Annotated in this window: 28 protein-coding genes and 1 tRNA gene; 14 read left to right on the forward strand and 15 right to left on the reverse strand. The window is 33.2% G+C overall.

What is annotated here, in order from left to right; all coding sequences use genetic code 11:
• The first annotated feature begins 155 nt into the window (after nt 1-155).
• On the forward strand, nt 156-1,718 hold the full coding sequence (gene rny / locus Q0049_RS01000) for a ribonuclease Y (RefSeq protein WP_298115448.1): 1,563 nt from the start codon (nt 156-158) through the stop codon (nt 1,716-1,718).
• A gap of 70 nt (nt 1,719-1,788) precedes the next feature.
• Here the strand turns inward: rny and Q0049_RS01005 are convergent, their stop codons facing one another.
• The 4 genes from Q0049_RS01005 to Q0049_RS01020 all read right to left on the reverse strand — a co-directional run bounded on the left by Q0049_RS01005 (nt 1,789) and on the right by Q0049_RS01020 (nt 5,220).
• Complete coding sequence (locus Q0049_RS01005; protein ID WP_298115452.1) at nt 1,789-2,892, reverse strand: PAS domain-containing sensor histidine kinase; 1,104 nt, start codon at nt 2,890-2,892, stop codon at nt 1,789-1,791.
• Nucleotides 2,893-2,991: 99 nt separating this feature from the next.
• Complete coding sequence (gene xerD, locus Q0049_RS01010; protein ID WP_298115456.1) at nt 2,992-3,888, reverse strand: site-specific tyrosine recombinase XerD; 897 nt, start codon at nt 3,886-3,888, stop codon at nt 2,992-2,994.
• A 79-nt stretch (nt 3,889-3,967) separates the two neighbouring features.
• Complete coding sequence (locus Q0049_RS01015) at nt 3,968-4,582, reverse strand: outer membrane beta-barrel protein (RefSeq protein WP_298115459.1); 615 nt, start codon at nt 4,580-4,582, stop codon at nt 3,968-3,970.
• Nucleotides 4,583-4,683: 101 nt separating this feature from the next.
• Nucleotides 4,684-5,220, reverse strand: a complete 537-nt coding sequence (locus tag Q0049_RS01020) for a porin family protein (protein WP_298115463.1) — start codon at nt 5,218-5,220, stop codon at nt 4,684-4,686.
• A 196-nt stretch (nt 5,221-5,416) separates the two neighbouring features.
• Here Q0049_RS01020 and Q0049_RS01025 point away from each other — a divergent pair, with 196 nt between their 5' ends.
• From Q0049_RS01025 to Q0049_RS01040, 4 genes are all read left to right on the forward strand, one after another.
• On the forward strand, nt 5,417-5,968 hold the full coding sequence (locus Q0049_RS01025; protein WP_298115466.1) for a porin family protein: 552 nt from the start codon (nt 5,417-5,419) through the stop codon (nt 5,966-5,968).
• Between the two features lie 75 nt (nt 5,969-6,043).
• On the forward strand, nt 6,044-6,463 hold the full coding sequence (gene aroQ, locus Q0049_RS01030) for a type II 3-dehydroquinate dehydratase (protein WP_298115468.1): 420 nt from the start codon (nt 6,044-6,046) through the stop codon (nt 6,461-6,463).
• Between the two features lie 121 nt (nt 6,464-6,584).
• Nucleotides 6,585-9,059: a DUF5686 and carboxypeptidase regulatory-like domain-containing protein gene (locus Q0049_RS01035; protein WP_298115471.1), complete on the forward strand. Its 2,475-nt coding sequence runs from the start codon at nt 6,585-6,587 to the stop codon at nt 9,057-9,059.
• Nucleotides 9,060-9,098: 39 nt separating this feature from the next.
• Nucleotides 9,099-9,458, forward strand: a complete 360-nt coding sequence (locus Q0049_RS01040) for a hypothetical protein (RefSeq protein WP_298115474.1) — start codon at nt 9,099-9,101, stop codon at nt 9,456-9,458.
• A 36-nt stretch (nt 9,459-9,494) separates the two neighbouring features.
• Here the strand turns inward: Q0049_RS01040 and Q0049_RS01045 are convergent, their stop codons facing one another.
• The 4 genes from Q0049_RS01045 to Q0049_RS01060 form a co-directional block, all read right to left on the reverse strand.
• The gene (locus Q0049_RS01045; RefSeq protein WP_298115478.1) at nt 9,495-10,262 is read right to left on the reverse strand and encodes a TSUP family transporter; all 768 of its coding nucleotides are present in this window, start codon (nt 10,260-10,262) and stop codon (nt 9,495-9,497) included.
• A 64-nt stretch (nt 10,263-10,326) separates the two neighbouring features.
• A complete protein-coding gene (gene murA, locus Q0049_RS01050; protein ID WP_298115481.1) occupies nt 10,327-11,634 on the reverse strand; it encodes a UDP-N-acetylglucosamine 1-carboxyvinyltransferase in 1,308 nt (435 codons plus the stop codon).
• A 78-nt stretch (nt 11,635-11,712) separates the two neighbouring features.
• Nucleotides 11,713-12,438 (reverse strand): DUF4290 domain-containing protein, encoded by a 726-nt coding sequence (locus tag Q0049_RS01055; protein ID WP_298115484.1) that lies wholly within the window; start codon nt 12,436-12,438, stop codon nt 11,713-11,715.
• 1 nt (nt 12,439) lies between these two features.
• Nucleotides 12,440-12,724, reverse strand: a complete 285-nt coding sequence (locus tag Q0049_RS01060) for a DUF493 family protein (RefSeq protein ID WP_298115486.1) — start codon at nt 12,722-12,724, stop codon at nt 12,440-12,442.
• A 253-nt stretch (nt 12,725-12,977) separates the two neighbouring features.
• On the opposite strand from Q0049_RS01060, the gene Q0049_RS01065 reads away from it, so the two are divergent.
• From Q0049_RS01065 to Q0049_RS01090, 6 genes are all read left to right on the forward strand, one after another.
• The gene (locus tag Q0049_RS01065) at nt 12,978-13,514 is read left to right on the forward strand and encodes an ATP-binding protein (protein WP_298115489.1); all 537 of its coding nucleotides are present in this window, start codon (nt 12,978-12,980) and stop codon (nt 13,512-13,514) included.
• Nucleotides 13,515-14,009 (forward strand): MepB family protein, encoded by a 495-nt coding sequence (locus Q0049_RS01070; protein ID WP_298115492.1) that lies wholly within the window; start codon nt 13,515-13,517, stop codon nt 14,007-14,009.
• A 70-nt stretch (nt 14,010-14,079) separates the two neighbouring features.
• Nucleotides 14,080-15,975, forward strand: a complete 1,896-nt coding sequence (locus Q0049_RS01075; RefSeq protein ID WP_298115496.1) for an ATP-dependent DNA helicase RecQ — start codon at nt 14,080-14,082, stop codon at nt 15,973-15,975.
• Complete coding sequence (fmt, locus tag Q0049_RS01080; protein ID WP_298115499.1) at nt 15,975-16,922, forward strand: methionyl-tRNA formyltransferase; 948 nt, start codon at nt 15,975-15,977, stop codon at nt 16,920-16,922. The genes Q0049_RS01075 and fmt overlap by 1 nt, the downstream gene beginning before the upstream one ends.
• A 181-nt stretch (nt 16,923-17,103) precedes the next feature.
• Nucleotides 17,104-17,376: an HU family DNA-binding protein gene (locus tag Q0049_RS01085; RefSeq protein ID WP_298115502.1), complete on the forward strand. Its 273-nt coding sequence runs from the start codon at nt 17,104-17,106 to the stop codon at nt 17,374-17,376.
• A gap of 110 nt (nt 17,377-17,486) precedes the next feature.
• The gene (locus Q0049_RS01090) at nt 17,487-18,047 is read left to right on the forward strand and encodes a YqgE/AlgH family protein (protein ID WP_298115505.1); all 561 of its coding nucleotides are present in this window, start codon (nt 17,487-17,489) and stop codon (nt 18,045-18,047) included.
• Here Q0049_RS01090 and Q0049_RS01095 read toward each other — a convergent pair.
• Both Q0049_RS01095 and Q0049_RS01100 read right to left on the reverse strand, forming a co-directional pair.
• Entirely contained in the window at nt 18,039-18,869 is an 831-nt protein-coding gene (locus Q0049_RS01095; protein ID WP_298115508.1) for an aminotransferase class IV, read from the reverse strand. The genes Q0049_RS01090 and Q0049_RS01095 overlap by 9 nt on opposite strands.
• Before the next feature lie 49 nt (nt 18,870-18,918).
• Nucleotides 18,919-19,311 (reverse strand): START-like domain-containing protein, encoded by a 393-nt coding sequence (locus tag Q0049_RS01100; protein ID WP_298115511.1) that lies wholly within the window; start codon nt 19,309-19,311, stop codon nt 18,919-18,921.
• A 137-nt stretch (nt 19,312-19,448) separates the two neighbouring features.
• On the opposite strand from Q0049_RS01100, the gene Q0049_RS01105 reads away from it, so the two are divergent.
• Nucleotides 19,449-19,522: transfer RNA gene (locus Q0049_RS01105), tRNA-Met, on the forward strand.
• Between the two features lie 71 nt (nt 19,523-19,593).
• Here Q0049_RS01105 and Q0049_RS01110 read toward each other — a convergent pair.
• The 3 genes from Q0049_RS01110 to Q0049_RS01120 all read right to left on the reverse strand — a co-directional run bounded on the left by Q0049_RS01110 (nt 19,594) and on the right by Q0049_RS01120 (nt 22,740).
• Nucleotides 19,594-20,079, reverse strand: a complete 486-nt coding sequence (locus tag Q0049_RS01110) for a JAB domain-containing protein (RefSeq protein WP_298115514.1) — start codon at nt 20,077-20,079, stop codon at nt 19,594-19,596.
• Between the two features lie 46 nt (nt 20,080-20,125).
• On the reverse strand, nt 20,126-21,028 hold the full coding sequence (locus tag Q0049_RS01115; RefSeq protein WP_298115516.1) for a toprim domain-containing protein: 903 nt from the start codon (nt 21,026-21,028) through the stop codon (nt 20,126-20,128).
• Nucleotides 21,029-21,459: 431 nt separating this feature from the next.
• The gene (locus Q0049_RS01120; RefSeq protein WP_298115519.1) at nt 21,460-22,740 is read right to left on the reverse strand and encodes an integrase arm-type DNA-binding domain-containing protein; all 1,281 of its coding nucleotides are present in this window, start codon (nt 22,738-22,740) and stop codon (nt 21,460-21,462) included.
• 509 nt (nt 22,741-23,249) lie between these two features.
• On the opposite strand from Q0049_RS01120, the gene Q0049_RS01125 reads away from it, so the two are divergent.
• Nucleotides 23,250-23,612 carry a DUF6876 family protein gene (locus Q0049_RS01125; protein WP_298115522.1) on the forward strand — a complete coding sequence of 121 codons (363 nt, stop codon included), beginning with the start codon at nt 23,250-23,252 and terminating at the stop codon, nt 23,610-23,612.
• A gap of 87 nt (nt 23,613-23,699) precedes the next feature.
• Here the strand turns inward: Q0049_RS01125 and Q0049_RS01130 are convergent, their stop codons facing one another.
• Together Q0049_RS01130 and Q0049_RS01135 are read right to left on the reverse strand one after the other, a co-directional pair.
• Nucleotides 23,700-24,290: a hypothetical protein gene (locus Q0049_RS01130; RefSeq protein ID WP_298115525.1), complete on the reverse strand. Its 591-nt coding sequence runs from the start codon at nt 24,288-24,290 to the stop codon at nt 23,700-23,702.
• Between the two features lie 3 nt (nt 24,291-24,293).
• Nucleotides 24,294-25,640, reverse strand: a complete 1,347-nt coding sequence (locus Q0049_RS01135; RefSeq protein ID WP_298115527.1) for a T9SS type A sorting domain-containing protein — start codon at nt 25,638-25,640, stop codon at nt 24,294-24,296.
• Between the two features lie 155 nt (nt 25,641-25,795).
• Between Q0049_RS01135 and Q0049_RS01140 the strand changes: the two genes are divergently transcribed.
• Complete coding sequence (locus tag Q0049_RS01140; protein WP_298115530.1) at nt 25,796-26,149, forward strand: helix-turn-helix transcriptional regulator; 354 nt, start codon at nt 25,796-25,798, stop codon at nt 26,147-26,149.
• Nucleotides 26,150-26,155: the final 6 nt, after the last annotated feature.

Genomic DNA, 26,155 nt, shown 5'->3' on the forward strand with positions numbered 1-26,155 from the left:
AACACTAACAAATTAAAATGAGTGAATCTTCGTTACTATAGTATGCCTGCCTTGCGTAGGAAACTTGAACAACGAGTTAACTCAAAACTTGTCCTTACGAGTTTATACAAGCAACTAATGTAGGTTTTTTTATATATTAATTTTTTTACACAACCATGGACATATTATCAATAATTATCGGGATAATCGTTGGTGTTGCTGGAGGTTTTGCCATAGCAAAAATGCTCGAAAAAAGCAACGTTTCTAACCTTATCAAAAACGCAAAGAAAGAAGCATCATCAATTTTAAAAGATGCAAATTTAGAAGCCGAAAACATCAAAAAAGACAAACTACTTCAAGCAAAAGAGAAGTTTTTAGAATTAAAATCGGAACACGAAAAAGAAATTTTAGCCAAAGACAAAAAGATGGCTGAAGTTGAAAAAAGAATTAGAGACAAAGAATCACAGGTTTCAAGCGAGCTTGCAAAAGCTAAAAAAGTAAATGATGATTTTGAGTCAAAAACAGCAGAATACACTTCTAAACTTGAAATGCTTGATAAAAAGCATCAAGAAGTAGAAAAAATGCACAAAAGTCAAGTAGAACAACTTGAAGTAATCTCTGGACTTTCGGCAGAAGAAGCTAAGGAGCAATTAGTTGAAAACTTAAAAGCTGAAGCTAAAACTAAAGCAATGGCTCACATTCAAGAAACCATTGAAGAAGCTAAACTTACCGCGGCTCAAGAAGCTAAGAAAGTAATCATCAATACCATTCAACGTGTTGGAACTGAAGAAGCTGTTGAGAATTGCGTTTCAGTGTTCAATATTGAATCAGATGATGTTAAAGGACGAATCATTGGCCGTGAAGGAAGAAATATTCGTGCGCTTGAAGCAGCAACTGGAGTTGAAATTATTGTTGATGACACACCTGAAGCTATTATACTTTCTTGTTTTGATCCAGTTAGAAGAGAAATTGCACGTTTATCTTTACACAAATTAGTAACTGACGGAAGAATTCACCCAGCGAGAATTGAAGAAGTTGTTGCTAAAACTGCTAAACAGATTGATGATGAAATCATTGAAGTAGGAAAACGTACTGTTATCGATTTAGGAATTCATGGATTACATCCTGAGTTAATTAAGATTGTTGGTAGAATGAAATATCGTTCTTCTTATGGTCAAAATTTATTACAACACTCACGTGAAGTAGCTAAACTTTGTGGAATTATGGCTGCTGAACTTGGATTGAATGTGAAATTAGCAAAACGTGCTGGTTTACTTCACGATATAGGAAAAGTGCCTGATGCAGAAAGTGATTTACCGCACGCTTTACTTGGTATGCAATGGGCTGAAAAATATGGTGAAAAGGAAGAAGTTTGTAACGCCATTGGTGCTCACCACGACGAAATTGAAATGAAATATTTAATTTCTCCAATCATCCAAGTGTGTGATGCTATTTCTGGAGCTAGACCTGGTGCGCGTCGACAAGTTTTAGATTCTTACATCCAACGTTTGAAAGATTTAGAAGAAATTGCTTTTGGATTTAACGGAGTAAAAAGTGCTTATGCAATACAAGCAGGACGTGAGCTACGTGTTATCGTAGAAAGCGAAAAAGTTTCTGATGATATGGCATCAAATTTATCTTTTGAGATTTCGCAGAAAATTCAAACAGAAATGACTTACCCTGGTCAAGTTAAAATTACTGTAATTAGAGAAACTCGTGCTGTAAATATTGCAAAATAGTTTCACTAAATTCTATAAAAAAGCCGACTAAAAATAATTTAGTCGGCTTTTTAATTTTTATACTTTTCAATTATTGAAAGTAGATTTTAAAAATTGTCCCTTCATTAATTTTACTTTGAACTTCTATTTTTCCGCCCATTGCTTCTATTTGGTTTTTAGTAATATGAAGACCAACACCTTTGGAATCTTTATTTGAGTGAAATGTTTTATACAATCCAAAAATTTGATCGTTATACTTTTCCAAATCAATACCTAATCCATTATCTTCGATTACTAAAACTCTATAACCTTCACTCTGCTCAACGGAATATTTTACATAAGACAATTTAGAATTATCTGAATATTTAATTGCGTTACTAGTTAAATTCAAAAGAACACTTTCAAGATAAGCTGAATTGAATAAAACTTCAAAATCATCAGGAACTAAATTGATGATTTCTGTCTTATTCTTTCTTATGACATCAGTCAAAACATTTGAAATCTTATCAATATAAATATTTACATTTAATTTCTTTTTCTCAATTTCAAAATCATTTTGAACAGTAACAAGCTCTACTAAACTATCAATAGAATCAGTCAATTCCTTTGAAACAATTTTTAAATATTCAATAAATTCATCTTTTTCAAACATTTTTTCCTCATTCAATTTTAAAATTGAACTTAAATTACCCGAATGTGTCCTAAGATTATGAGAAACTATGTGAGCAAAATTTAAAAGAGTGTTTTTTTGATTATTTACAAGCGACAAAGTCTCTAAAAGATTTTCTTCTCTTTCTTTTTGAATTGAAACATCAGTATGAGTTCCAACAATTCTTAATGGCTTACCCTGAATATCTCTTTCAACAACTCTACCTCTGTCAAGAATCCATTTATATTTTCCATTACACATTACTCTATGACAAGTTTCGTAATAAGGAATTTTATTATCAAAATGCAATTGAATATTACCAAAATATAATTCTCTATCGTCTGGATGCACTTTTTCATCCCATTCTTCAGGATTTGAAATGTAAGAATCCATTTGTTTCATTTCAAGAATTTTCAAGGACTCAGGAGAATAATATACTTCATTAGTAATCAAGTTCCAATCCCAAACACCAATTCCTGATGCAGAGATTGCGAAATGATTTCTAATTTCAGCAATTGTTTGATTGTCATTCAAATATTCATTCATATTTTCACCTCAAAATAAATATTTGCAAAGGAAAATATTATAATGTTAACAAATTTATAAATGACGTAGAATCTTTTCTACAACTGAAAAATTTAACAATTATTTTCTAGGATGAAAAGAATTCATAACCTGAGTTAAGTGTTTACGATCAAGATGAACATAAATTTCTGTTGTAGTAATGGACTCATGACCTAACATCAATTGAATTGCGCGTAAATCAGCACCATTTTCTAAAAGATGAGTTGCAAAAGAATGTCTGAAGGTATGTGGACTAATAGCTTTATTCAAATTAATTTTAACCGCTAAGTCCTTTATAATAGTAAAAACCATTGCTCTAGTAAGTTGCCTTCCTCTTCTGTTCAAAAACAATGTATCTTCATGCCCTTTTTGAATTTCAAGGTGACTTCTAATTAAACTTCGATACAATTCAATGTATTTCTTAGTAACTTCACTTATGGGAACAAAACGTTGCTTATTTCCTTTTCCTGTAATTTTTATAAAACCTTCATCAAAAAATAAGTCGGAAATTTTTAAATTTACTAATTCTGATACACGTAAACCACATCCATAAAGTGTTTCTAGCATTGCTCTATTTCTTTCACCTTCAGGTTTTGACAAGTCTATAGCCGCAATCAAATTATCAATATCATCTACAGACAAAGTATCTGGTAGCTTTCTTCCTAATCTAGGAGATTCTATTAATTCCATAGGAGAATCATTTCTGTAGTCTTCAAAAATTAAATAGGAAAAAAAACTTTTCAATCCAGAAATTATTCGTGCTTGACTTCTCGGATTCACCTCTTTTGAAACGGAGTATATAAATTGTTGAATGGTTTCCTCGGAAATTTTTAATGGTGAAACCTCTATTCCATTAGTATCTAAAAAGAGTTGCAATCGTTCTAAATCGAAAGTATAATTATCAATAGTGTTTTTTGACAAACCTCTTTCAATTCTTAAGTAAGATTGATAACTTTTTATATAGGAGTTCCATTTCATTACAACAAAAGTAGTAATTTACAAGCATAAAAAAACCTCTCAAATTGAGAGGTTTTATATTAAAATCTAAAAATTTAGATTAGAATTTGTAGTTAACTCCGAAAGTCACTGCTCTCCAGTCTCCGCCTAAAGCAAAAGTGTTAGTTTTATCAGCACCATCACCACCATTATCGTTAGATGTGTATCCTAAAACAGCCACACCCGCTTCAATAGAAAAATTAGAAGATACGAAATAGTTCATACCTAAACCTAATCCTAAACCTAACTCTTTACTTTCAAAAGAAGAAGTATATACAGTACCATCTTCAGCATCAAATTCTTCATCAGTTGTAGTGTAATCAACTCCTAATTCAGCAAATAAAGAAAATTTGCTTGCAGGAGTAAAATAGTAACGACCAAAAGCGCCAAATCCTACACCAGAATTTGTAGCATCATCAGATCCGTTATCTAATTTTAATGAATTAAAACCAAGAGATGCACCAACAGCAATGTTTTCTGATACAAAGTATCCAACTTTTGGAGCAACTTCAAAAGAATTAGCTTTAAAATCACCTGTTTTTGAAGAACCTAAAGATAAAGCACCTGATACAAATACATCACCTTTTGCAAATCCTTCAGAAGATTCATTTTTTTCTTGTGCGTTAGCAAAACCAAAAGCAGCAATAGCTACCAAAGATAAAATAACTTTTTTCATGTTTTATTTTGTTTAAAATTTCGCACAAAAATAAACAAAAAAATTACAAAACAAAAAAAAACCTCTCAAATGAGAGGTTTTTAATATTATTAACTCTAAAATTAGAATTTATAACCAACAGCTAATGCAATATTAGAAGTTTTAACATCTCCACCAATGTCTGATACATTAGATAAACCTAAAGAATATCTTAATCCAATATTAATGTTTTCAGCTACATCATAACCTGCACCTAAATTTAAAGCAAAATCAGTTGATTTGTATGCATCTTTAATATCTGTATCACCATACTTAGCAGACATTAAAAAACCAATCTGTGGACCAGCTTCTAAACTAAATCCTTCTGCAACATAATACTTAGCCATTACTGGAACTAAAATGTAATTTGAATTGTAATTGTCTGAATCATCTTTTGCTCCTAAAGCAGAAAATAAAATTTCAGGTTGAACAGCAAACTTTTCAGAAACTTTAAATTCTGCAAAAGCTCCAACTTGGAAACCAATTTTAGAATCTGTGTCAGCATCACCAGTAAAATTTGACATGTTGATACCAGCTTTAGCTCCAAATTTCATGTCTTCTTGCGCATTCGCAACACCAAAAGCAGCAATAGCTACTAAAGATAAAATAATTTTTTTCATGTTTTATTTTGTTTAAAATTAATATAACAAATTTAAACTGAATTATGACTGAATTAGACAAAATAAAAAACTGAGTTGTCAACATAGTTATTAACAATACTAGGATTTAATACCTTTAAGAACAATAAGTTAAATCATTATTCGTTAATATCGTAAAAAATGCTATTTTTGAAAACCATAAAAATGAAAACTAAAAATGAAAAAGTCAATTTTATTTGTAATTATCACATTACTATCAGTACAAGTTACTACTGCTCAAAAAAGTGAATTAATGAAACTTGGTCTAAAAGCTGGAATAAACTATGCTAATTACACAGGTTCCGATGTTAATACAGACGCGATAACCAACTTCCATGCGGGTATAGTTTTAGAAATAAAGGTTTTAAAAAACTTTTCATTTCAACCCGAACTATTGTACTCAACACAAGGAGCAGAAGTTGACAATCTTGGTGAACAATTTAAAAACGAGTTGGGATATATTTCTATTCCATTGTTAGCTAAATTCAATTTAAATGATAATTTGAGTTTGGAACTTGGACCACAAGCGTCTTTCTTATTAAGCGAAAGAAACGAAGTTGAAGCTGGTGATTCTAACACTTTTGACTTTGCAGTTGCAGGAGGTTTAAGCTATAAACTAGGTAAACACTTTTTTGTTCAAGGAAGATATGGTTTAGGTTTAACTGAACCTAAACGTGATGCCGATGTAAAAAACAGTGTACTTCAAGCATCTATTGGATATATGTTTTAAAATAAAATCATAAACTTTTACAAAACCGCTTCTTTATATGAGCGGTTTTTTTAATTTTACAAAAACCTATTTCAAATGAAAGTCATTATTATTAACGGACCAAACTTAAACTTACTAGGTAAACGTGAACCTGAAGTTTATGGAAGTGAAACTTTTGAAGATTACTACATCAAATTAAAATCAAAATATCCATCTATTCAATTAGATTATTTTCAAAGTAATATTGAAGGTGAATTGATTTCTAAAATTCAAGAAGTTGGTTTTTCATATGATGGAATAATTTTAAATGCCGCTGCATATACTCACACATCTATTGGAATTAGTGATGCTATCAAAGCCATTTCAACCCCAACAATTGAAGTTCATATTTCAAATACTTTTTCGAGAGAAGAATTTAGACATCAATCCTATATTTCACCTTGTGTAAAAGGAATTGTTATAGGATTTGGATTAAAAAGTTATGAATTGGCTTTGCAAAGTTTTATACTAGACTGAGAACTTAGATTTCATTACACATTTTAAGAAATTTTGAAAATCCTATAAATGTCTTTTGATTTTTAAAATTGATGCAACCATTTCAATCCAATAATCGTCTATCTAATAAAACCCATACAACATGAAAAAAATTACTTCTCTTTTTTTACTTTTATTATCAATCTGTAGTTTTGCTCAAATTAAAGGAACAATTACTGATACCAAAGGAAATCCAATGCCTTTTGTGAATATTTATCTGCAAGATACTTACACAAGTACAACTTCAAATGAGCAAGGTAAATATGAATTAAATGTAAAAACTCCAGGAAAACATGTTGTTCTTTTTCAATTTCTTGGTTACAAAACCGAAAAAAAAATTGTTCAAGCTGAAAAATTTCCACAAAATGTAGATGTTCAATTAATTGAAGAAGATATTCAAATAAATGAAGTTGTTATTTCTAAAAAGGTTAATCCTGCAAATGATATTATAAAAAAAGCCATTGTAAGCCGAAAATCAAATGGTGAAAAAACAGCAAGATTTACAGCCGATTTTTATTCTCGAGGTATTTTTAGAGTAAAAGATCTTCCAAAAAAAATAATGGGACAAAAGTTAGATTTCTTTGACGAAATAATTGATTCTACAAGAAGTGGAATTCTATATCTATCAGAAACGGTTTCAAAAATAACCTATCAAAAACCCGATCAATTAAAGGAAACTATTATTGCATCAAAAGTAAGCGGAAATGATAATGGCTTTAGTTTTAACAATGCTGCGCAAGCCAATTTTGATTTTTATGAAAACTATTTAGATTTTGATGTAAAAGTTATTACTCCAATTTCTGATAATGCTTTCAACTATTATAAGTACAAACTTGAAGGTGTTTTTTCTGATGAAAATAACAAAGTAATTAACAAAATTAAGGTAACTCCAAAGCGTGATTCTGAACCTGTAATGGAAGGATTTATATACATTGTTGAGGATTCATGGGCAATTTATGCCGTTGATTTAACAATAAAAGGTAGTCAAATGCAAAATCCTGCTTTAAATTCACTTACTTTAAAGCAAAGCTTTAGTTTCAATAATTCAACTAAAATTTGGTCAAAAAACACTCAAACCCTAGACTTTGCAGCAGGAATGTTAGGAATTAACATTTCAGGAAATTTCACTTACGTATATTCAAATTTTGAATTCCCAGATAAATTTGAGAAAAAAACTTTTAGTGCCGAAGTTTTAAAATTTGAAGAAAACGCTAATAAAAAAGAAGATTCTTTTTGGGAAACCATTCGACCTGTTCCGTTAACTAATGAAGAAGCAACAGATTACTTAAAGAAAGATGCACTTCAAACCAAGAAAAAATCTCAAAAATATTTAGATTCCATTGATTCCAAGAGAAATAAATTTGGTTTTTCAGATATCATTATGGGCTATTCGTACAGAAACTCATTCAAAAAATGGGTTTTAAATTATGATGGACCACTTTTTTCAACTTCATTCAATACAGTTCAAGGTTGGAAAACACAAGTTGGCCTTTCTTACACAAAGTATGACGATGAAAAAAGAACCTTCACAAGAATAGGATCGCGTTTTGATTATGGTTTTTCCGAAGAAAAAATTCGTGCTACAGGAAGTTTTATCAAAAAATTCAATAATATCAATCAAAGTATTTTAAATGTAAATGGTGGAAGTAGCGTTAATCAATTTAATGGCAATAATCCTATTTCAAATTTAATAAACACGGTTAGCTCATTATTTTTCAAAAATAATTTCATGAAATTGTATGAGAAAAATTTTGTTTCTGCTAATTTTAGTAGAGAAGTTGCAAATGGATTAAACTTAAATTTTAATGCAGAATATTCGGAAAGAAAACCACTTTGGAACACCACAGATTATACTACAATTAAAAATAATGATTTATACACTTCAAACAATCCTTTACTGCCAAATGATTATGTTACACCAGCATTTGACAAACATAATTTAGTTAAAACAAGTGTTTTAGCACGAATTAAATTTGGACAAAAATATCTTTCTCGACCAGATGGAAAATACAATATAGGAAATGAAAAATCACCTAATATTTATTTAGGTTATGAAAAAACTTTTGCTGCAACAGATAAAAAATATGAATATGATTTAATTTCAGCAAGAATTACACATAATCTATCGATTGGTAATAAAGGTAATTTACAAATGAATTTCAAAGGAGGAAAATTCTTTAATGCAGACAATATTTCATTTGTGGATTATAAACACTTTAACGGAAATCAAACCCATGTTTCTGGTGGATTTGACTACACAAATATGTTCAACAACTTACCTTATTATTCGGCAAGTACTAATGATAGCTATTTTGAAGCGCATTTTGAACACAACGATAGCGGTTATATAATGAACAAAATTCCACTTTTGAATAAATTGAAATCACAATTGGTTCTTGGTTTTAACAATTTAGCAATTCCAAACAGAAATCCTTATCAAGAATTTTCAGTTGGATTAGATAATTTAGGTTTTGGAAAATTCAGAATGTTACGTTTAGATTATGTACGTTCATATCAAAATGGTTATCGAGGTGATGCAATTATATTTGGTTTGAAATTTTTGAATTTTGCAGAATAATATTTCAATTACTTTTTCGTTTATTTTAAAACAAAAAGAATGAAAAAAATACTCTTAATCATAGGTTTAATTCTGTTGACACTTACTTTAATCGGTTTGAAACCAATAGACACTTCAAAAGAAAACAGTGTTGAAGTCGTAGGAATTATTAAATCGGTTTCTGAAGGCGGCGTTAAAGATTTAGTGTTTGAATTAGAAAATGATAAAATCACCTATTACATCAATCGTGGTTTAGAAAACGGATTTGAATTGGACACATCCAAAAGTAATTTTGTTGGAAAAAAAGTCACTTTAAATTATGCGAAAAATTGGACTCCATTAGCACCATTTGGAACAACTTGTAAACATATCACGCAAATTTATATAGACAATAAAGAAGTTTATTCAGAATTTAAATAATATTAAAAAATCCCAAAATATAAATTTTGGGATTTTTTATTTTACAAAAACATCATATCCAAATCTAATCAACGTTCCAATTACTACAATCAGAAAGAAGATTCTTATAAATCCATTTCCTTTTTTGATGGCTAATTTTGCTCCAATAAAACCACCAAGTGCGTTACAGAAAGCCATAGGTATTGCGACTGCCCATATAATTTTACCTTTTAAAACAAAAAGACAAATCGAACCAAAATTGGTTGCCAAGTTCACCATTTTAGCATTTGCAGAAGCGTGAAGAAAATCGAAACCTAGTATAGCCACAAATCCAAGAACCAAAAAACTTCCTGTTCCTGGACCGATGAATCCATCATAAAAGCCAATTACGATACTCATTAAAATTCCATACAAAAGCAATTTATTATCCGATAAATTCTTTGCTTGATGACTTCCAAAATTCTTTTTCATGAAAGTATAAATCGCTATTAAAATCAGAACAACGAAAAGCAATGGTTTCATAAAATCATTACTAACCAATGTCAAAAGTGTTGAACCCAAAAAAGCGGAAATAAAAGCTACAATTGCCATAATAATTAGCAATTTCCAATTCATAGTTACTTTCTTCAAATATTGTCGTGCTGCAAAAGAAGTTCCGCTAAACGCAGGAATTTTCAACGTACCAATGATAGAAGAAACTGCAACATTAGGTAATAAAATTAATGCCACTGGAGTTTGAATCAATCCGCCACCACCAACAATAGCATCCACAAATCCTGCGAAAAATGAGGCAATACAAAGAATTATGATAATATAAGTTTCCATAAAAAAAATAAAATCCCAAAACTTATAAAGATTTGGGATTTAAAATATCCAATATTAATATTTATTAAACTCTAACAATATTAGCACCAAGCGCTCTCAATCGTTCGTCAATTCTTTCGTAACCTCTATCAATTTGCTCAATATTTTGAATAGTTGAAGTTCCTTTGGCAGAAAGTGCAGCAATTAATAACGAAATTCCTGCTCTAATATCTGGTGAACTCATAACCGTTGCTTTCAATTGCGATTGGAAATTATGTCCCATAACCACAGCTCTGTGCGGATCACATAACATAATTTTGGCACCCATATCAATCAATTTATCAACGAAAAATAAACGACTTTCAAACATTTTTTGATGAATCAACACATCTCCATTTGCCTGCGTAGCTACTACTAATACAATACTTAGTAAATCTGGTGTAAATCCTGGCCATGGCGCATCGGCAATAGTCAAAATAGAACCATCAATATCCGTTTTTACTTCGTAATTTTCATGTGTTGGAATATAAATATCGTCACCGCGTCTTTCAAGCGTAATTCCTAATTTTCTAAACACACTCGGAATCACACCTAAATTATCCCAAGATACATTTTTAATAGTAATTTCACTTCTTGTCATCGCCGCAAGACCAATCCAAGAACCAATTTCAATCATATCCGGAAGAATTCTGTGCTCGCATCCGCCAAGACTTTCAACTCCTTCTATAGTTAGTAAATTAGAGCCTACTCCGCTAATTTTAGCACCCATAGAATTCAACATTTTACACAATTGTTGCAAGTAAGGCTCACAAGCTGCGTTGTAAATTGTTGTTGTTCCTTCAGCTAAAACGGCTGCCATAACTATATTAGCAGTTCCTGTTACAGAAGCTTCATCAAGTAACATATAAGCACCTTTCAATCTTCCTTCAACTTCAACACCATAAAAATGGTCTTCTCTTTCATAACGGAATTTTGCACCAAGATTTATGAATCCTTCAAAGTGTGTATCTAATCTTCTTCTTCCAATTTTATCGCCACCAGGTTTTGGAATATAACCGCATCCAAAACGAGCTAAAAGTGGACCAACAATCATAATTGAACCTCTCAAACTTCCGCCTTCTTTCTTGAAAGCTTCTGTTTTTAAATAATCAACATTTACTTCATCGGCTTGAAAAGTATAATCGCCCGGACCATTTTTTTGGATTTTAACTCCTAAATTTCCTAATAATGTAATTAATTTATTTACATCAATAATATCTGGAATATTTGTTACTCTAACTTTTTCTGATGTTAATAAAGCAGGACATAAAACTTGCAATGCTTCATTTTTTGCTCCTTGTGGTGTAACATCACCTTTTAGTCTAATGCCTCCTTCAATTTGAAAAGTTCCCATTTTTTTTCTGTATAATGTAAAATTGTATAATGTGTACTGTAAAATCGATTTACAATTTTACAATATACAGTATACAAATTAAGGTTTTGGATTATTATTATTTTTTATAAAAGGTTTTTTACCTGGAATAGGTTTTTTGAACCCTTGAATTTTCATGTTTTTTTGTTGCAATTGTGATTTGTTCGAAACTTTCTTATTAGTTCTAATCAAATCATTTGTAGTCGAAAGTTCTTCTTCGCTTCCTGTTAGATTGATTCTTCCGTCAGACAATTCGAATAAATGTTCGAAAATTACGGCATCAGTTACAGTATCTTTATTCCAACTCAAATAAGACTTTTTCATGTGATTAGCAATAACTTTTACCAAAGCACTTTTCATTTCGCCTTCTTCCCATTTGTTGGCAACTTCTATCATGTACTTGATATTATTACCATAGAAGCGATACTTCGGATTTTTTTGTGGATATGCTAATCGCTCTGGTTTCAAATTGATTACATCACGCGTCGGAATTGGATAAGGTGATTCTACATCTAATTTAAAATCGGACATAATAAAAATTTGATCCCACAATTTGTGCTGAAAATCTGGAACATCACGCAAATGCGGATTTAAACTTCCCATTACCTGAATGATGTATTTTGCTGCTTTGTTACGTTCCGTTTTGTCTTCAATCGCCACAGCTAAGTCAATCAATTTTTGCAAATGACGACCATATTCTGGTATGATTAAATGCGGACGTTCTGCATTGTATTCTAAATTGAATACTACATCGTTAGCATTTTCTTTTATGTATTTTGGTACCATATTAAAATGAAATTATCCCTTCAATTGAAGAAACTTCTATGTATTTCTCAACCACATCGGCTGGAGATTCCATCATTACATTGATAGAAACACTTGTATATTTTCCTGCTTTAGATTGATGTGTTTTTATTACTGCGCCCATATTATCAAAAGCATTTTCAACTTCCTCAATTTTTCTAGCATCTGTTGGCACAATAAATTTGTAAAGGTATTCTGTTGGCCACTCAGAAGTATTACTCAATTCTTCCTTTAGCCGAATGTAAAATTCTTCCGTCTTCTTATCCATTCTTGAAATTAAAATAAACGCAAATATACATTTTTGATATTACAATTTGTTTAGTTTTTAGTTTTTTTTAGGAGCGAATCGTTTGGGTTTTTTAGGTTTCCATATTCCTGCTTTTTGTTCTATCTCGTCCCAAAAGACGAGATACCACTTCAATCAGGGCTAATTTGTAATTGTATCGAATAGAAAATAAAATTACAAAACAACCTCGATTATCTAAAACATTTCAATAAATTTGCGCCTTATTTCAAAAATTTTGGAAAAAGAAATTGTAGTTATTATTGGCGGTCCAGGAACAGGAAAAACAACTATTATTGATAATTTATTATCAAAAGGATATTGTTGTTATCCTGAGGTATCGCGCGAAATTATTAGCGAAGCACAAAAACAAGGTATCGAACAACTTTTTTTAGAAAAACCACTACTTTTCAGCGAGTTACTACTCGAAGGAAGAAAAAAGCAATACCAAAATGCCAAAAACGAACCTCACAAAACAGTTTTCCTAGACAGAGGAATTCCTGATGTTTTGGCTTACATGCATTACATTGGCGATAGTTATCCTTCGTTTTTTGATCAAGCTTGTCGCGACCATAATTATGATAGAATTTTCATCCTTCCACCATGGGAAGAAATATACGTTAGCGATGACGAGCGTTATGAAAACTACGAACAAGCCAAATTAATCTACAATCATCTTGTAGAAACTTATGAAAAATACGGTTACAACTTAATCGAAGTTCCAAAAGGAACGGTTGAAGAACGTACAAATTATATTTTACAATCATTACAATAAATGACGCTTCAAGAACTAGAAAAAACTTCAAGCTTAGTTTTTGAAAAATTGGATTTAAAAATCCATAATCTAATTATAGAAAAAGAAAGTCAAGAGTATTGCGCTGCTCAATTTGAACTCAACAATTCAAAAATTATTTTTCGAAAATCTAAAATTACACCAACCAAAATTGGTCAATTCGTTACTTTATGGAAACGTATAGAAGATAAACCAATTCAGTCGTTTTCTTCAGAAGACAACTTTGATTTTATAATTATTAATTGTGAAACACCAAATAACTTTGGACAATTTGTATTCCCTAAAACTGTTTTAGAAGAAAAAGGATATCTTCAAAGTAAGTCTAAAAAAGGAAAACTAGGATTTAGAGTTTACCCTTCATGGGATAAAACTGAAAATAAACAAGCAGAACAAACACAAAATTGGCAATTAAATTATTTTATAGAAACGCCAATTTCAATTTCCAAGTCACAATCGCTTTATTCAAAAAATCTATAAACCTAATTATGTTTATTGTTTTTATTACTTTTACTAAATATTCCTAATTTTAAATTCGTAATTGAATACAATGTCTAAACCATTAGAAATCCTTCAAAAATACTGGAATCACGATGCGTTTAGAACTCCGCAAGAAGATATAATTGCTTCTGTTTTAGCAGGAAAAGATACCTTTGGATTAATGCCAACTGGTGGCGGAAAATCAATTACTTTTCAAGTTCCAGCAATGATGATGGATGGCATTTGCTTAGTCATTTCACCTTTAATTGCTTTGATGAAAGACCAAGTTCAAAACCTGCAAAACAAAGGAATTAAAGCCATTGCATTAACTGGCGGAATTGCATCAGATGAAATCATAGACTTACTTGACAATTGCCAATATGGAAACTATAAATTCCTTTATTTATCACCTGAAAGATTGCAAAGCGATTGGATTTTAGAACGCATAAAAAGTCTTCCTATAAATTTAATCGCAATTGACGAAGCACATTGTGTATCGCAATGGGGACACGATTTTAGACCAGCATATTTAAAGATTTCTAAACTTAAAGAATTTTTCCCTAAAGTGGCTTTTTTAGCATTAACCGCTTCAGCAACAAAACGAGTTCAGGAAGATATCATCACACAATTACAACTTGACAATCCTTCGATTTTTATAAAATCATTTGCTAGAGAAAATTTGGCGTACATGGTTTTTAATGTAGAAGATAAATTGCATTTGATGGAACAAATTTTGAAGAAAAATCCACAACCATCAATTATATATGTTACCAATAGAAAATCCTGTTCGGAAACCGTTAAACAATTGGAATCCATGGGATTTTCGGCAACTTATTATCATGGAGGTTTGTCTTCTAAAGATAAAGAAAATCACATGAAATTTTGGATGGACGAGAAAGTTCAAATAATGGTTGCCACTAACGCTTTTGGAATGGGAATTGATAAAGCGAATGTAAAAACTGTGATTCATTTACACATTCCACCCAATCTCGAAAACTATTATCAAGAAGCTGGACGAGCAGGAAGAAATGGAGAAAAAGCATTTGCGGTCTTACTAACCAATCCTTCTGATGTGATTCATGTTGAGTCGCAATTCATGAGTATTTTGTCAGACAAAGCCTTTTTAAATTTAGTCTTTGTAAAACTTTGCAACTATTTCCAAATTGCATATGGCGAGGGAATTGACGAGAAATTTAGTTTTAACATCAATCATTTTTGCACGAAATATAATTTTCCTGTTTTAAAAGTTTACAATGCTTTACAATTTTTAGACGGACAAGGCATCATCAGTTTATCTCAAGAATTTACTGAGAAAATCACCTTGCAATTTATAATCTCATCTAAAGAAGTGATTCGTTACATGAGTTTGAATCCACAAGATGAAGAAGTTATTTTAACCATTTTACGAACCAATCCAGGAATTTATGAATCTCAATCGGCAATAAACATCTCTTTAATTGCAAAAAAATCTAATTGTGATGAAAAAAAGGTTTTAGCCATACTTCATAAGTTAAATGAAAAACAAGTTATTGAATTGCATGCCAAAAACAATGACGCAACGCTGACATTAAATGAAGTTCGAGAAGATGAACGAACAATAAGCCGAGTTGTAAAATACCTTGAAGCTCAAAACCATTTAAAAACCGAACAATTAAAATCGGTATTACATTATATAAAGGAAGAAAAAACGTGTAAGAGTAAGTTACTTTTAGAATATTTTGGAGAAACAATAAAAAAAGATTGTGGTGTTTGCTCCTATTGTATTTCCAAAAAGAAGAACAAGTTAGATACTTCAACACTATCTGAAAAAATAATTGGTTTACTGAAAATTCAAGAAATGAGTTCGAGAGATATTCAAAAGTTGACTAAATATCCAAAAGACGATATTATCTTTGCACTTCAAAATTTAATGGAAAACGATAGTATTATTGTTAAGCCAAATAATTTATATTCGATAAAATCATAATGGAAAAATTAAGAATTGTATTTATGGGAACTCCAGAATTTGCTGTTGGCATTTTGGATACCATAATTAAAAATAACTACGAGGTTGTTGGAGTGATAACCGCAGCCGACAAACCAGCAGGTCGCGGACAAAAAATTAAATATTCTGCCGTAAAGGAATATGCTTTAGAAAATAATTTACATTTATTGCAACCCACCAATTTAAAAGACGAAAGTTTTTTAGCAGAATTGAAAAGTTTGAATGCTAATTTACAAGTTGTCGTTGCTTTTAGAATGTTACCTGAAGTAGTTTGGAAAATGCCATCATTGGGAACCTTTAATTTGCATGCATCACTCCTACCTAATTATCGTGGCGCCGCTCCAATTAATTGGGCAATTATAAATGGCGAAACTAAAACAGGTGTAACCACTTTTTTTATTGATGATAAAATCGATACTGGTGCCATGATTTTAAGTAAAGAAACTCCAATTTCTTCAACTGAAAATGCTGGAGAATTGCATGATAGATTAAAGTCAATTGGAAGTGAAGCTGTAATTGAAACATTAGCTTTGATAGAAAAAGGAAATGTTGTTACTACAATTCAAACAGATTCTTCAGAGATTAAAACGGCTTACAAGTTAAATAAAGACAATTGTAAAATTGATTTTTCGAAAACAGGTGTTGAAATTTACAACTTAATTAGAGGATTATCTCCATATCCGAATGCTTGGTGTTTTTTTAAAGACGGAACTGAAGAATGGAATGTAAAATTATATGACGCAAAATTGATTGAAGAATCACATAATTTAGAAGTTGGAAGCATCATTACAACTAAGAAAGAAATCAAAATTGCTGTTAACAATGGTTTTTTAGAAATACTAAGCCTACAGTTTCCTGGAAAAAAGAGAATGAAAAGCTTCGAATTGTTAAACGGAATATCATTTTCTATCAACGCAAAAGCGGTGTAAAGTATTGCAATCATTGAAAAAATAAGATTTTTTTGTTCAAAACCTTTACTTTTATTAACAAACAGCACGAGTTATCAACAAAATGACTAAAAATGACATGCATCACTTGTGTAGTCTGTAATTTCTACTAAATTTGTTTTGATTAACAAAAAAGTTTAACCAACAATTAATAACTATTATTATGAACAAATCAGAATTAATCGATGCTATTGCTGCTGACGCAGGAATTACAAAAGCAGCTGCAAAATTAGCTTTAGAATCATTTTTAGGAAACGTAGGATCAACTTTGAAAAAAGGTGGAAGAGTTTCTTTAGTAGGTTTCGGATCATGGTCAGTATCTAAAAGAGCTGCAAGAGACGGAAGAAATCCTCAAACAGGAAAAACTATCAAAATCGCTGCTAAAAATGTAGTAAAATTTAAAGCTGGAGCAGACTTAGAAGGTTCTGTAAACTAATCTAGTTTATTTTTGATATAGAAAACCATTCGTTTATCGAATGGTTTTTTTTTGCTATAAAATTTGGTTTTAAAACTTTTATTCGTACTTTTAGTTAAAATTGCGTCAAAATGACATCAGAAAAATTGCAAAAAGGTCAACTTTTAATAGCCGAACCATCAATAATTGGCGATCTATCTTTCAATAGATCTGTTATTTTATTAGCTGATCATAACGAAGAAGGTTCCGTTGGTTTTATTTTGAACAAACCTCTTGAATATACTATCAACGATTTAATTCCTGATATTGAATCTTCATTTGTTATATATAATGGTGGTCCAGTTGAACAAGACAATTTATACTTCATCCATACAATTCCTGAACTTATTACAAATAGTATTGAAATTTCTAATGGAATTTTTTGGGGTGGCGATTTTGAATTGACTAAAAACTTAATCAACGAAGGAAAAATCAATAAAGAAGACATTCGATTTTTCTTAGGATATACTGGTTGGAGTGCTAATCAACTTGAAGAAGAATTACAAGGAAATTCATGGATAATTTTTTCAAACACTTATGAATCATCAATTTTAAAAAAATCTTCTAAACAATTTTGGAAAGAAAAAATAATTGAACTTGGTGGTGAATATATAATTTGGTCAAATGCTCCAGAAAACCCAATACTAAATTAAAGCATTTATTTTTTCTAATACAGTTCTGGACAAATCGCTATTATATTCTTTTTTACGATATTTTGTAATGGGTTGAATTCCTGTAATTACATTGGTAATAAACAATTCATCCGCTTTTTGCAAATCGAAAGGAGAAATTGGTTGCTCTAAAACTTCAAGATTCTCAATTTTTCTTGCCACTTGAAGCACTTGTTTTCTCATAATTCCATTCAAACAACCGTCTTCAATAGACGGTGTAATCAATTGATTTCCAATCAACATAAATAGATTTCCATTTAATGCTTCGACAACATTTTTTTCATTATTTAGAAGCAAACAATTTTGCAAATCATTTTCATCGGTAAAAATACTACCTGTTATATTTATCATCTTATTGGTAGTTTTAATTGTAGAAAGTAATTGCTTTGTGATGTAAAAATCTTTGTACAAATCTACTTCATACATGGCATCAGAAAAGGAATAATGGGTTTCTTTTAATGGTGAAACTTGAATTAAAAACGAAACAGTTCTGGTTTGTGGAAGATAAAATCCGCCATCGTTTCTAAAAACGGTGAATCTTACACGAGCTGAGTTTTCACAATTGTTAGCTTTCGCCAAATTTAAAACTTGTTCCTCAAGATATTCTAAAGTAAAATTACCAGGAATTTGCATCCTTACAATTCGCATGGAAGCCATTAATCTAAAATAATGATCTTCAATAAATAAGATTCTATTATTAACAATCTTTAGCGTTTCAAAAACACCATCACCATATAAAAAACCTCTATTTGAATTAGACAAAGTAGTGTCTGAAGATTGAATTTCGCCGTTATAATTAATCATAAAAAAGTCCCGTTAAAAACGAGACAAATATAAGTTTTAAAAATGATTTCTAAACAGAACCAATAACATGTTTTAAATCGGAAACTTGATTTTCCCAAAGTTGTTTGGACTCGTCTAATTCTTCTTCGATAGCAAAATCTACAACCATCAAAGAAACATCTTTTGTTATTTCATCTTCTAAAATTCTCAATTCAAAATAGAATTCAGTATCTTTTTTATTATCGTCAATCCATTTGAACTTTACTTTTTCACCTGTTTTTTTTGAAGCAAGGCGTGCATGTTCCTCTGTATCATCCCATTCAAAGGTAAAAAATTCTCCTCTAGAATTTACGGTATCAGCAAACCATTCCTGTAATCCAGAAGGAGTTGATATGTATTGATACAGCAATTGAGGTGAAGAATTTATAGGAAATTCTATTTCGTAACGTACTTTTAGTGACATATTCTAATTTTTGCGAAATATATAATTTTTATTTAAAAAAGCAGTCAAGAAAAAAAATATTTTTTTTTAATTTATTATTTGGACAATGTTATATTAGTCTTATATTTGCACCCGCATTCAAGGATGCACTGACTACTGGCGAGGTAGCTCAGTTGGTTAGAGCGCAGGATTCATAACCCTGAGGTCGGGAGTTCAAATCTCCCTCTCGCTACAAGTAAATAAAGGGCTTACAGAGTTTATCTGTAAGCCCTTTTACATTTGGTACAACATAGGTACAACAACCTAAAAAGGACAGTCGAGATTGTTAAGTCTTCCCTCATCTGCCATTGACGCATATCCGTCTTGCGTAACGACGATATGGTCAAGAATAGAAATATCAAATAATTTTGCCGCTTCGATAAACTTTTTAGTCAGTTTCAGGTCACTATCGCTGAATTGCTTATTTCCTGATGGGTGATTATGCGACAAAATAATTCCGCTTGCCCTCGCTTTTAGTGCCGTTGCAAACAGAATTTTTGCATCAACCATACATTCAGAAACGCCGCCTGTTGCAATTGTCGAGACACCCAAACAGCTATTTTTACGATCGAGGAGCAAAACCCTGAACTGTTCTTGCAATTCAAGTTTGCCATCGTCCCACGTATCGTAAAGAAGTTTAAAGGCATCATTGGAAGTCGTTATTTTCATTCTATCGGATGGTTTGACTTGGCTTTTATAGACAAGTTCAACTTCCGCAACGCGCAAAAAGTCCGCTCTCAATTGAGACATTCATTTTCCTTTCAATGTTAAAGAGATTATTTTTAAGTGTTTTTTCTTACACTTTCGGTTTGTCCATGTGCCAAGCGTTAACGTCTTTATGCGGCGAATAGCTTTTATTCATGGCTTGAAAAGTCATGTTCCCTTCCTTTTCAGCAAGCTCTTTCAAAGCCTGCGTTGCCAATAATCCTGCCGTATCATTGTCAAGCCATGTATAAAGGCTTCGGTAATGATAGTTCTTGATATAAGGGAAAGCTTGGGGCAGGCAGCTCACAGAATTAAGAATGATGGCATCGCCCACAAATTGCTGTCCCTTTTGCTCAGACACAGCAGAAAGAAAATCCATGATGCCCTCGAAAACATGGATTTCAACGGCGGGTACTTGTTTCCCTCTGATAAAAGAAATGCTTTTTGACCCGATGCAGCCCTTAAAGACTTTGTTTCGGACTTCGTAGCCCTCACTTACCGTCTGCCAACCGATAGCGTGAAACTTTTTGCCTGTATTGTTGTTATTGACGACAACTTCTTTTAGATACTTCTTGGCGAGAGCCAAAGAGATACGTCTTGATTCAAGGTAATTAATCAGCCCTTTATGCTCCAACTCGAAAACCGTGCTTAAAGTCAGAGTTGCTTTTGTTTCTTTCGGCTTATCTCTCGGCACGTATAAAATCGACACTGGAGAAAGCATCATATTATTGACCCAACGCAAAGCATCGGCAGGCGTGTAGTCTTCGCCTTGGCTTTGTAGATAGGATTGAGCAAAGTTAATAACGTCCCCGCCTCGGTCAGAGCCGAAATCGTACCAGACGTTTTTGATGGTATTGATGTGGAAACTAGCGGTTTTTTCTTCTCGGAATGGTGAGAGATACCAAAGGTCATTGCCTTTGTCCTTAACTGGTACGCAACCGATTTTTTGCAGGATTTCAGGCAAGGAAAGAGCGTTGGCTTGTTCTATGTTCATAGAGACATCCTCTTTTTAGATTGATGATGATTGATTAAGTCTGAAGCTTAGGTTTAGGCGTTTTGCTTTTTCAACAGAAACGCATCAAGGATTGATTTTCTGTAACGAACCATCCTTGCACCGATTTTAACGGGCTTGAGGTCATACCGACCTGTACTATCCCATACAGCAAGAGTATTTGAGTTTCTCAGACCTAGATATTTTGCCGCTTCTTTGCGGTCGAGCAACGGGTCTTCGTTGCACACTTTCCCCATATTTGGCATTTTCACCCCTTATTGAATACTATTCTTAGTTGTTAGACTGCACTCCCTACAGCCTATAATTTTAATATATCGTGATATTCAAAATTCAAAGGATTTATTTTGATTTATCCACAACAAATAAGCTCGGTTAAACAACCGAGTTATTACACAGATAAAAAATTACTTTTTTTAACCTACGTTGTTTAATAAAGTTTCGTCATCTGAACTTGGAGCAACGACCTCAAGTAAATTATTGTCCAGTAACTTCTTATTTAGATACTCAAGATAAATCTTGTCTAGATAATCAGCCCATTTCTGCATCATGTCTTTTCTTTGAATAAGAAACTTTGCTCTGTCATAGGCTTCACCTAATGAATTGGTCGGTTTATGCGCCAATTGAATTTCAATCACATCTGCATCAAAACCTAACTCTTCTCTTATGGCGGTACGCGCTAACGCTCTAAAACCGTGCGCGGTCATTTTGTCCTTCATATTAAGTCGATAAATCGCATGTAAGACAGTTCCGTTTGACATAGGCTCTTTTACTCGGAGCTGATGCGGAAAAACATACTCGGTAGCAAAACGCCCTGTTTCAAGCTTTTGCTCTTTAAGGAGAAGAACAGCCTGTTTTGATAAGGGAACAATAAAATCACGGCGGGATTTCATGACTTCCGCGGGCAATCTCCATTCCATCTTTTCAAAATCCATATCAGCCCATTTGGCTTTCCTTAATTCGTTTGGACGCACAAACGTCAAAAGTGATAAGCGAACGGCGCGAACCGTTCGAGGATAAAGCCGATTTCCGTTAGCCGTAAGGTCATTTAAAAACTGTGGTATTTCGCTCGCCTCGATAGCGGCATGGTGTTTCGTCTTACGTGTCTTGAATGCACGTTGTAGGTTCAGCGCAGGGTTTTGTTGGCAAAGACCAAGAAGCATTGCATAAGTAAAAACCTGACCGCAGTACTGCCGCATCTTTTTAATAAGATGCAAAGCACCTCTGGCTTCAATTTTTTTAATGACCAGATACAAATCGACAGTTTCGATTTTTGATATAGGTCTGTCGCCGATGTAAGGAAAAATGTCATTATCCATCCGTCTTTCGACAGTCTTATAGTATTTGGGCGTCCATTCCTCTCTCTTTGTCGCCATCCACGCCAGAGCAACATCCTTGAAGGGATTGAGTGCCGATTTAATAGCTTCTCGTCGCAGTTCTTTTTTCGCCTCAGACGGGTCTATATGCTCTTTTAACTGCTTTTTAGCTTGATAAGCTTTGTCACGGGCTTCAGCTAAAGAAACATCTGGATAAACACCTAAAGCAAGTAACTTCTCTTTTTTCCCAAAATGATATTTAAATCTCCAATATTTTGCACCATTTGGCATAATCAAAAGGAACAGCCCTGCGCTATCCGTTAACTTATAAGATTTGATCTTAGGCTTAGCGCCCTTGCATTTTATATCGGTAAGGCTCATTTGTACCCCATCATGAAAAATTCATACCCCAGAAAAATACCCCAGACTTTCGTTATTTAAGGGTATTTAGTGGTAATTAACGATGAGTGATGATGAGTCAAAAAGCCATGTATTGCAATGCTTTTTAGCATTAACTGAGTTTAACGATTATTATTTATGGAAAAATTTTGGCTCCCTGGGTAGCACCATTATATATTATGCATACTACTGTTTTTAAATAGAAAATCACAATTCTGATTTCTTTTATACCCCGACTTGTACCCCGATATTTTTTTCCGTAAAAGAGGACTCCAACTGGTGACCTGTTTTTTTATTTTCTCTCAAAACACTCCTTAATACCTTACTCGATGGGAGTACTGGCGCAAGTTGATAAAAGCCGTCCGGCAGTCAATCACGCTGCCCGCTCCATTCGCTTCGCTCCCGTGTTGGTGGTGACTTTTGTCCTATGTCTTTTCTCCTTTTTTGCCCCGTCCTCCACGGTGGAGGCATTAAACAAAAGGAGTTAAATTATGAAAGACACAATCACAAAAACAGACCTCGCACAATTTACAGGCACAGAAAACTGGTATCGCCACCCGATTGCAAGAACCGTCCTTTATACCGACGGTATTCAATACCTTGCCGAAAAAGCAGGCGCATACTGGCTTATCGATGAAATCGCCTTTAATCAAATGCAACAGAACATCAGGAAAGAAGAATTTCAGACTTGGACGTTAAGTGTTGACCTTGAAAAAAGCACCGCAGTTCTGACTTGCGATGATGGTAACAACAACATCGTTTTTAGCAAAAAGATAGAATATACAGATTTCCCGCTTCAAGAAATCCGCATCTTTTTTGTAAATAACGTCATTCTGCTACCTAGTGAGTATTAATCAAAAAAATAAGCCGCCCCGATAGGGGCGGCTTATAATAACCTAACTCAAAATTAAGGTTATTGCGTGGTATTTAGAAAGTATAAATTAACCTCTATTCTCAGTAAAAATCTGAAAGATTTTCTCTTTAAATTTTTGTCCGTTTCGTTTCGCCGTATTCAGCTTAGACATGACGCTGTATAAGAGTAACCCCATCACACCCATCCCGAGAATGAAACCAACCCAGCCATAATCCTCGCTTTTCGTTGCATCATAAAAAAAGAAAGACAACGTAACCGCCCCGATGAAACCGAAAATAACAATCAAGCACCCCGCACTTCCTGCGGGACGGCTGAAATATCCCTCTGGTTGATTGACCTCAAGTAATTCATCCATTGTCTTGTTATATCCAAGAGCATAGTTTTGTTTATAAGGACTTTGTGCCCATATAAAGATAAGTTCATGCCCTGCTAGTGCAGGCATATCCCAATTTCTTAAATCAATGGCAAACGGTTTTTCGTCTGCGCCTTGTAAATAAACTTTTTGATGATGGGTAGAGTGTGTCGATATGCCTGTAACATATCCATCCCTGTCTTTATGGCTTCTGACAGAAGTTTCAAGATTGCCTTGATTATCGAGGACGATACCCCGCTTTACTTCATATTCTATAACTTGATTTCCTATTGTGAATTTCTGCATATATTACTTTTTAATGAAACGTGTGTTTTGTTTCCCGTTCTCGGTTTCCATTGAAACAATGTAAACGCCTGCCGATAGTTCCGACACATCGAAAGACTTTGTTTGTCTCTCAAACGGCAAGGCAAATTTGCGCCCGTTTATGTCATAGACCGCCGCCGATAGTATTTCCGCTTCGTAAATATAAATGCGGTCTGTTGCAGGATTCGGATAAACCACGAAAGAGTTTTTTATATTCTCGGTAATGCCTAACGCTGTACAACTATATACTGTCGGAATTGAAACAGGCGTTGAGCCATCGCCGACCAAATTTGTTGTACCCCATACCCAAAATGTACCGTCTGTTTTTACGCCACTTGACTGCTGATAACCTGCAAAGGCATCAACCCAATTCGTTGCCGTTCCGATTTGTGCAGGGCTTGAATAATCTCCTGCCGTGCCATTTCCTAATTGCTGAAAATCATCGTTACCCCAACCCCATAAAGTGCCGTTGGTTTTGGTCATGAGGACATATTGCGTACCCTCATATTTTTTCACAGAAGCCGTTTTCCAATTGCTATCTGTCCCGATTTGCAGAGGAACATTACTATTTAACGAAAACCCGGAATTACAAAAACCCCACGCCCAAAGCGTATTATCGGTTTTTAAGGCAAAAGAAAGGCGAGAACCGCAATCAATCCATTTCCAGTTTGTGCCTGTACCTATTTGAATAGGTGTGTAGCTATCGGTAGTTGTTCCGTTTCCAAGCTGACCGTTTTGATTTAGACCCCAAGCCCATAATGTACCATCAAGTTTAATCGCTAGACAGCTTCTGCCATCGTTACCCGCAATATGATTCCAGTTTGTTGCCGTACCTATTTGTATTGGTACACTACTCTCAAAGCTGTTGGTCTGTCCGTTACCGAGATAGCCGTTGTTATTGCTTCCCCAAGCCCATAACGTGCCGTTTGTCTTGATGGCGACCGTCCCACGCTCTCCTGCGACGGCTTCTTTCCAGTTGGTATCTGTGCCGATTTGTTGCGGAGTGGCTGAATTACCGCCTGAGCCGTTACCTAGTTGCTCACTACTATCATTTCCCCAAGCCCAAAGTGTACCATCTGCTCTAATAGCAACAGTATGTGCCAATCCTGCCGAAACAGAAGCCCAGTTTGCGGAGCTGATTAAGACGGGTTGCGGTCTGTCGATTATTGTACCGTCGCCAAGTTGTCTTGAGCCATTCTCTCCCCACGCCCAAAGGCTACCATTTTGACTAATGGCAATAAAATGTAGTTCCCCTGCGGAAACTTTTTGAAAACATTGGGCAAATAAATTGCCCGAAACCGCGAATAACACGGCAGTTAAAAATAACCTCATAATATTCTGTGTTTAAGATTTTACCGTTGAATTAACAGCGAATGCGTCAACACAAATTGAGGAAATTTTCTGCCAAAAGAAGAATTTTAGACTATCAATTTGTTAGTTTAAGTATTTTTTTGTTACTTTGAGTGCAAATAAATACAGTTTTAGACATGGAGAAACACTTAAATATAGGCGACAGCATCAAGAAATTTAGAGAATTAAAAAACATCACACGTGAACTCATGGCTGCCGAATTGGGCTTAAGTGTTAGTGCATATGGCAATATCGAGAGAAACAAAACTGATTTGACAATTTCACGCATTCAGAAAATCGCAGAAATTTTGGAAGTCGACATATCTCAAATTATGAATTTTGATGCTGCGCAAATATTTAACATTTCTAACAATCAGCTTGTTCAGGCATCCGTGAAGACGGAAAATATGCATATTCATACCGAAGAAAAATACATTGCGATGTTGGAGAGAGAAAATGAAAGATTACAAAAGCTAGTCGGAGAGATTTAAAAAATT

Origin of the sequence: Flavobacterium sp. (assembly GCF_027484205.1) — a bacterium.
In the GTDB taxonomy this organism is placed as follows: domain Bacteria; phylum Bacteroidota; class Bacteroidia; order Flavobacteriales; family Flavobacteriaceae; genus Flavobacterium.

What these genes read in the sequence shown, in the direction of transcription:
- rny (WP_298115448.1), top strand. Translation starts at nt 156, where the DNA reads ATGGACATATTATCAATAATTATCGGGATAATCGTTGGTGTTGCTGGA.
- Q0049_RS01005 (WP_298115452.1), bottom strand. Translation starts at nt 2,892, where the DNA reads ATGAATGAATATTTGAATGACAATCAAACAATTGCTGAAATTAGAAAT.
- xerD (WP_298115456.1), bottom strand. Translation starts at nt 3,888, where the DNA reads ATGAAATGGAACTCCTATATAAAAAGTTATCAATCTTACTTAAGAATT.
- Q0049_RS01015 (WP_298115459.1), bottom strand. Translation starts at nt 4,582, where the DNA reads ATGAAAAAAGTTATTTTATCTTTGGTAGCTATTGCTGCTTTTGGTTTT.
- Q0049_RS01020 (WP_298115463.1), bottom strand. Translation starts at nt 5,220, where the DNA reads ATGAAAAAAATTATTTTATCTTTAGTAGCTATTGCTGCTTTTGGTGTT.
- Q0049_RS01025 (WP_298115466.1), top strand. Translation starts at nt 5,417, where the DNA reads ATGAAAAAGTCAATTTTATTTGTAATTATCACATTACTATCAGTACAA.
- aroQ (WP_298115468.1), top strand. Translation starts at nt 6,044, where the DNA reads ATGAAAGTCATTATTATTAACGGACCAAACTTAAACTTACTAGGTAAA.
- Q0049_RS01035 (WP_298115471.1), top strand. Translation starts at nt 6,585, where the DNA reads ATGAAAAAAATTACTTCTCTTTTTTTACTTTTATTATCAATCTGTAGT.
- Q0049_RS01040 (WP_298115474.1), top strand. Translation starts at nt 9,099, where the DNA reads ATGAAAAAAATACTCTTAATCATAGGTTTAATTCTGTTGACACTTACT.
- Q0049_RS01045 (WP_298115478.1), bottom strand. Translation starts at nt 10,262, where the DNA reads ATGGAAACTTATATTATCATAATTCTTTGTATTGCCTCATTTTTCGCA.
- murA (WP_298115481.1), bottom strand. Translation starts at nt 11,634, where the DNA reads ATGGGAACTTTTCAAATTGAAGGAGGCATTAGACTAAAAGGTGATGTT.
- Q0049_RS01055 (WP_298115484.1), bottom strand. Translation starts at nt 12,438, where the DNA reads ATGGTACCAAAATACATAAAAGAAAATGCTAACGATGTAGTATTCAAT.
- Q0049_RS01060 (WP_298115486.1), bottom strand. Translation starts at nt 12,724, where the DNA reads ATGGATAAGAAGACGGAAGAATTTTACATTCGGCTAAAGGAAGAATTG.
- Q0049_RS01070 (WP_298115492.1), top strand. Translation starts at nt 13,515, where the DNA reads ATGACGCTTCAAGAACTAGAAAAAACTTCAAGCTTAGTTTTTGAAAAA.
- Q0049_RS01075 (WP_298115496.1), top strand. Translation starts at nt 14,080, where the DNA reads ATGTCTAAACCATTAGAAATCCTTCAAAAATACTGGAATCACGATGCG.
- fmt (WP_298115499.1), top strand. Translation starts at nt 15,975, where the DNA reads ATGGAAAAATTAAGAATTGTATTTATGGGAACTCCAGAATTTGCTGTT.
- Q0049_RS01085 (WP_298115502.1), top strand. Translation starts at nt 17,104, where the DNA reads ATGAACAAATCAGAATTAATCGATGCTATTGCTGCTGACGCAGGAATT.
- Q0049_RS01090 (WP_298115505.1), top strand. Translation starts at nt 17,487, where the DNA reads ATGACATCAGAAAAATTGCAAAAAGGTCAACTTTTAATAGCCGAACCA.
- Q0049_RS01095 (WP_298115508.1), bottom strand. Translation starts at nt 18,869, where the DNA reads ATGATTAATTATAACGGCGAAATTCAATCTTCAGACACTACTTTGTCT.
- Q0049_RS01100 (WP_298115511.1), bottom strand. Translation starts at nt 19,311, where the DNA reads ATGTCACTAAAAGTACGTTACGAAATAGAATTTCCTATAAATTCTTCA.
- Q0049_RS01110 (WP_298115514.1), bottom strand. Translation starts at nt 20,079, where the DNA reads ATGTCTCAATTGAGAGCGGACTTTTTGCGCGTTGCGGAAGTTGAACTT.
- Q0049_RS01115 (WP_298115516.1), bottom strand. Translation starts at nt 21,028, where the DNA reads ATGAACATAGAACAAGCCAACGCTCTTTCCTTGCCTGAAATCCTGCAA.
- Q0049_RS01120 (WP_298115519.1), bottom strand. Translation starts at nt 22,740, where the DNA reads ATGAGCCTTACCGATATAAAATGCAAGGGCGCTAAGCCTAAGATCAAA.
- Q0049_RS01125 (WP_298115522.1), top strand. Translation starts at nt 23,250, where the DNA reads ATGAAAGACACAATCACAAAAACAGACCTCGCACAATTTACAGGCACA.
- Q0049_RS01130 (WP_298115525.1), bottom strand. Translation starts at nt 24,290, where the DNA reads ATGCAGAAATTCACAATAGGAAATCAAGTTATAGAATATGAAGTAAAG.
- Q0049_RS01135 (WP_298115527.1), bottom strand. Translation starts at nt 25,640, where the DNA reads ATGAGGTTATTTTTAACTGCCGTGTTATTCGCGGTTTCGGGCAATTTA.
- Q0049_RS01140 (WP_298115530.1), top strand. Translation starts at nt 25,796, where the DNA reads ATGGAGAAACACTTAAATATAGGCGACAGCATCAAGAAATTTAGAGAA.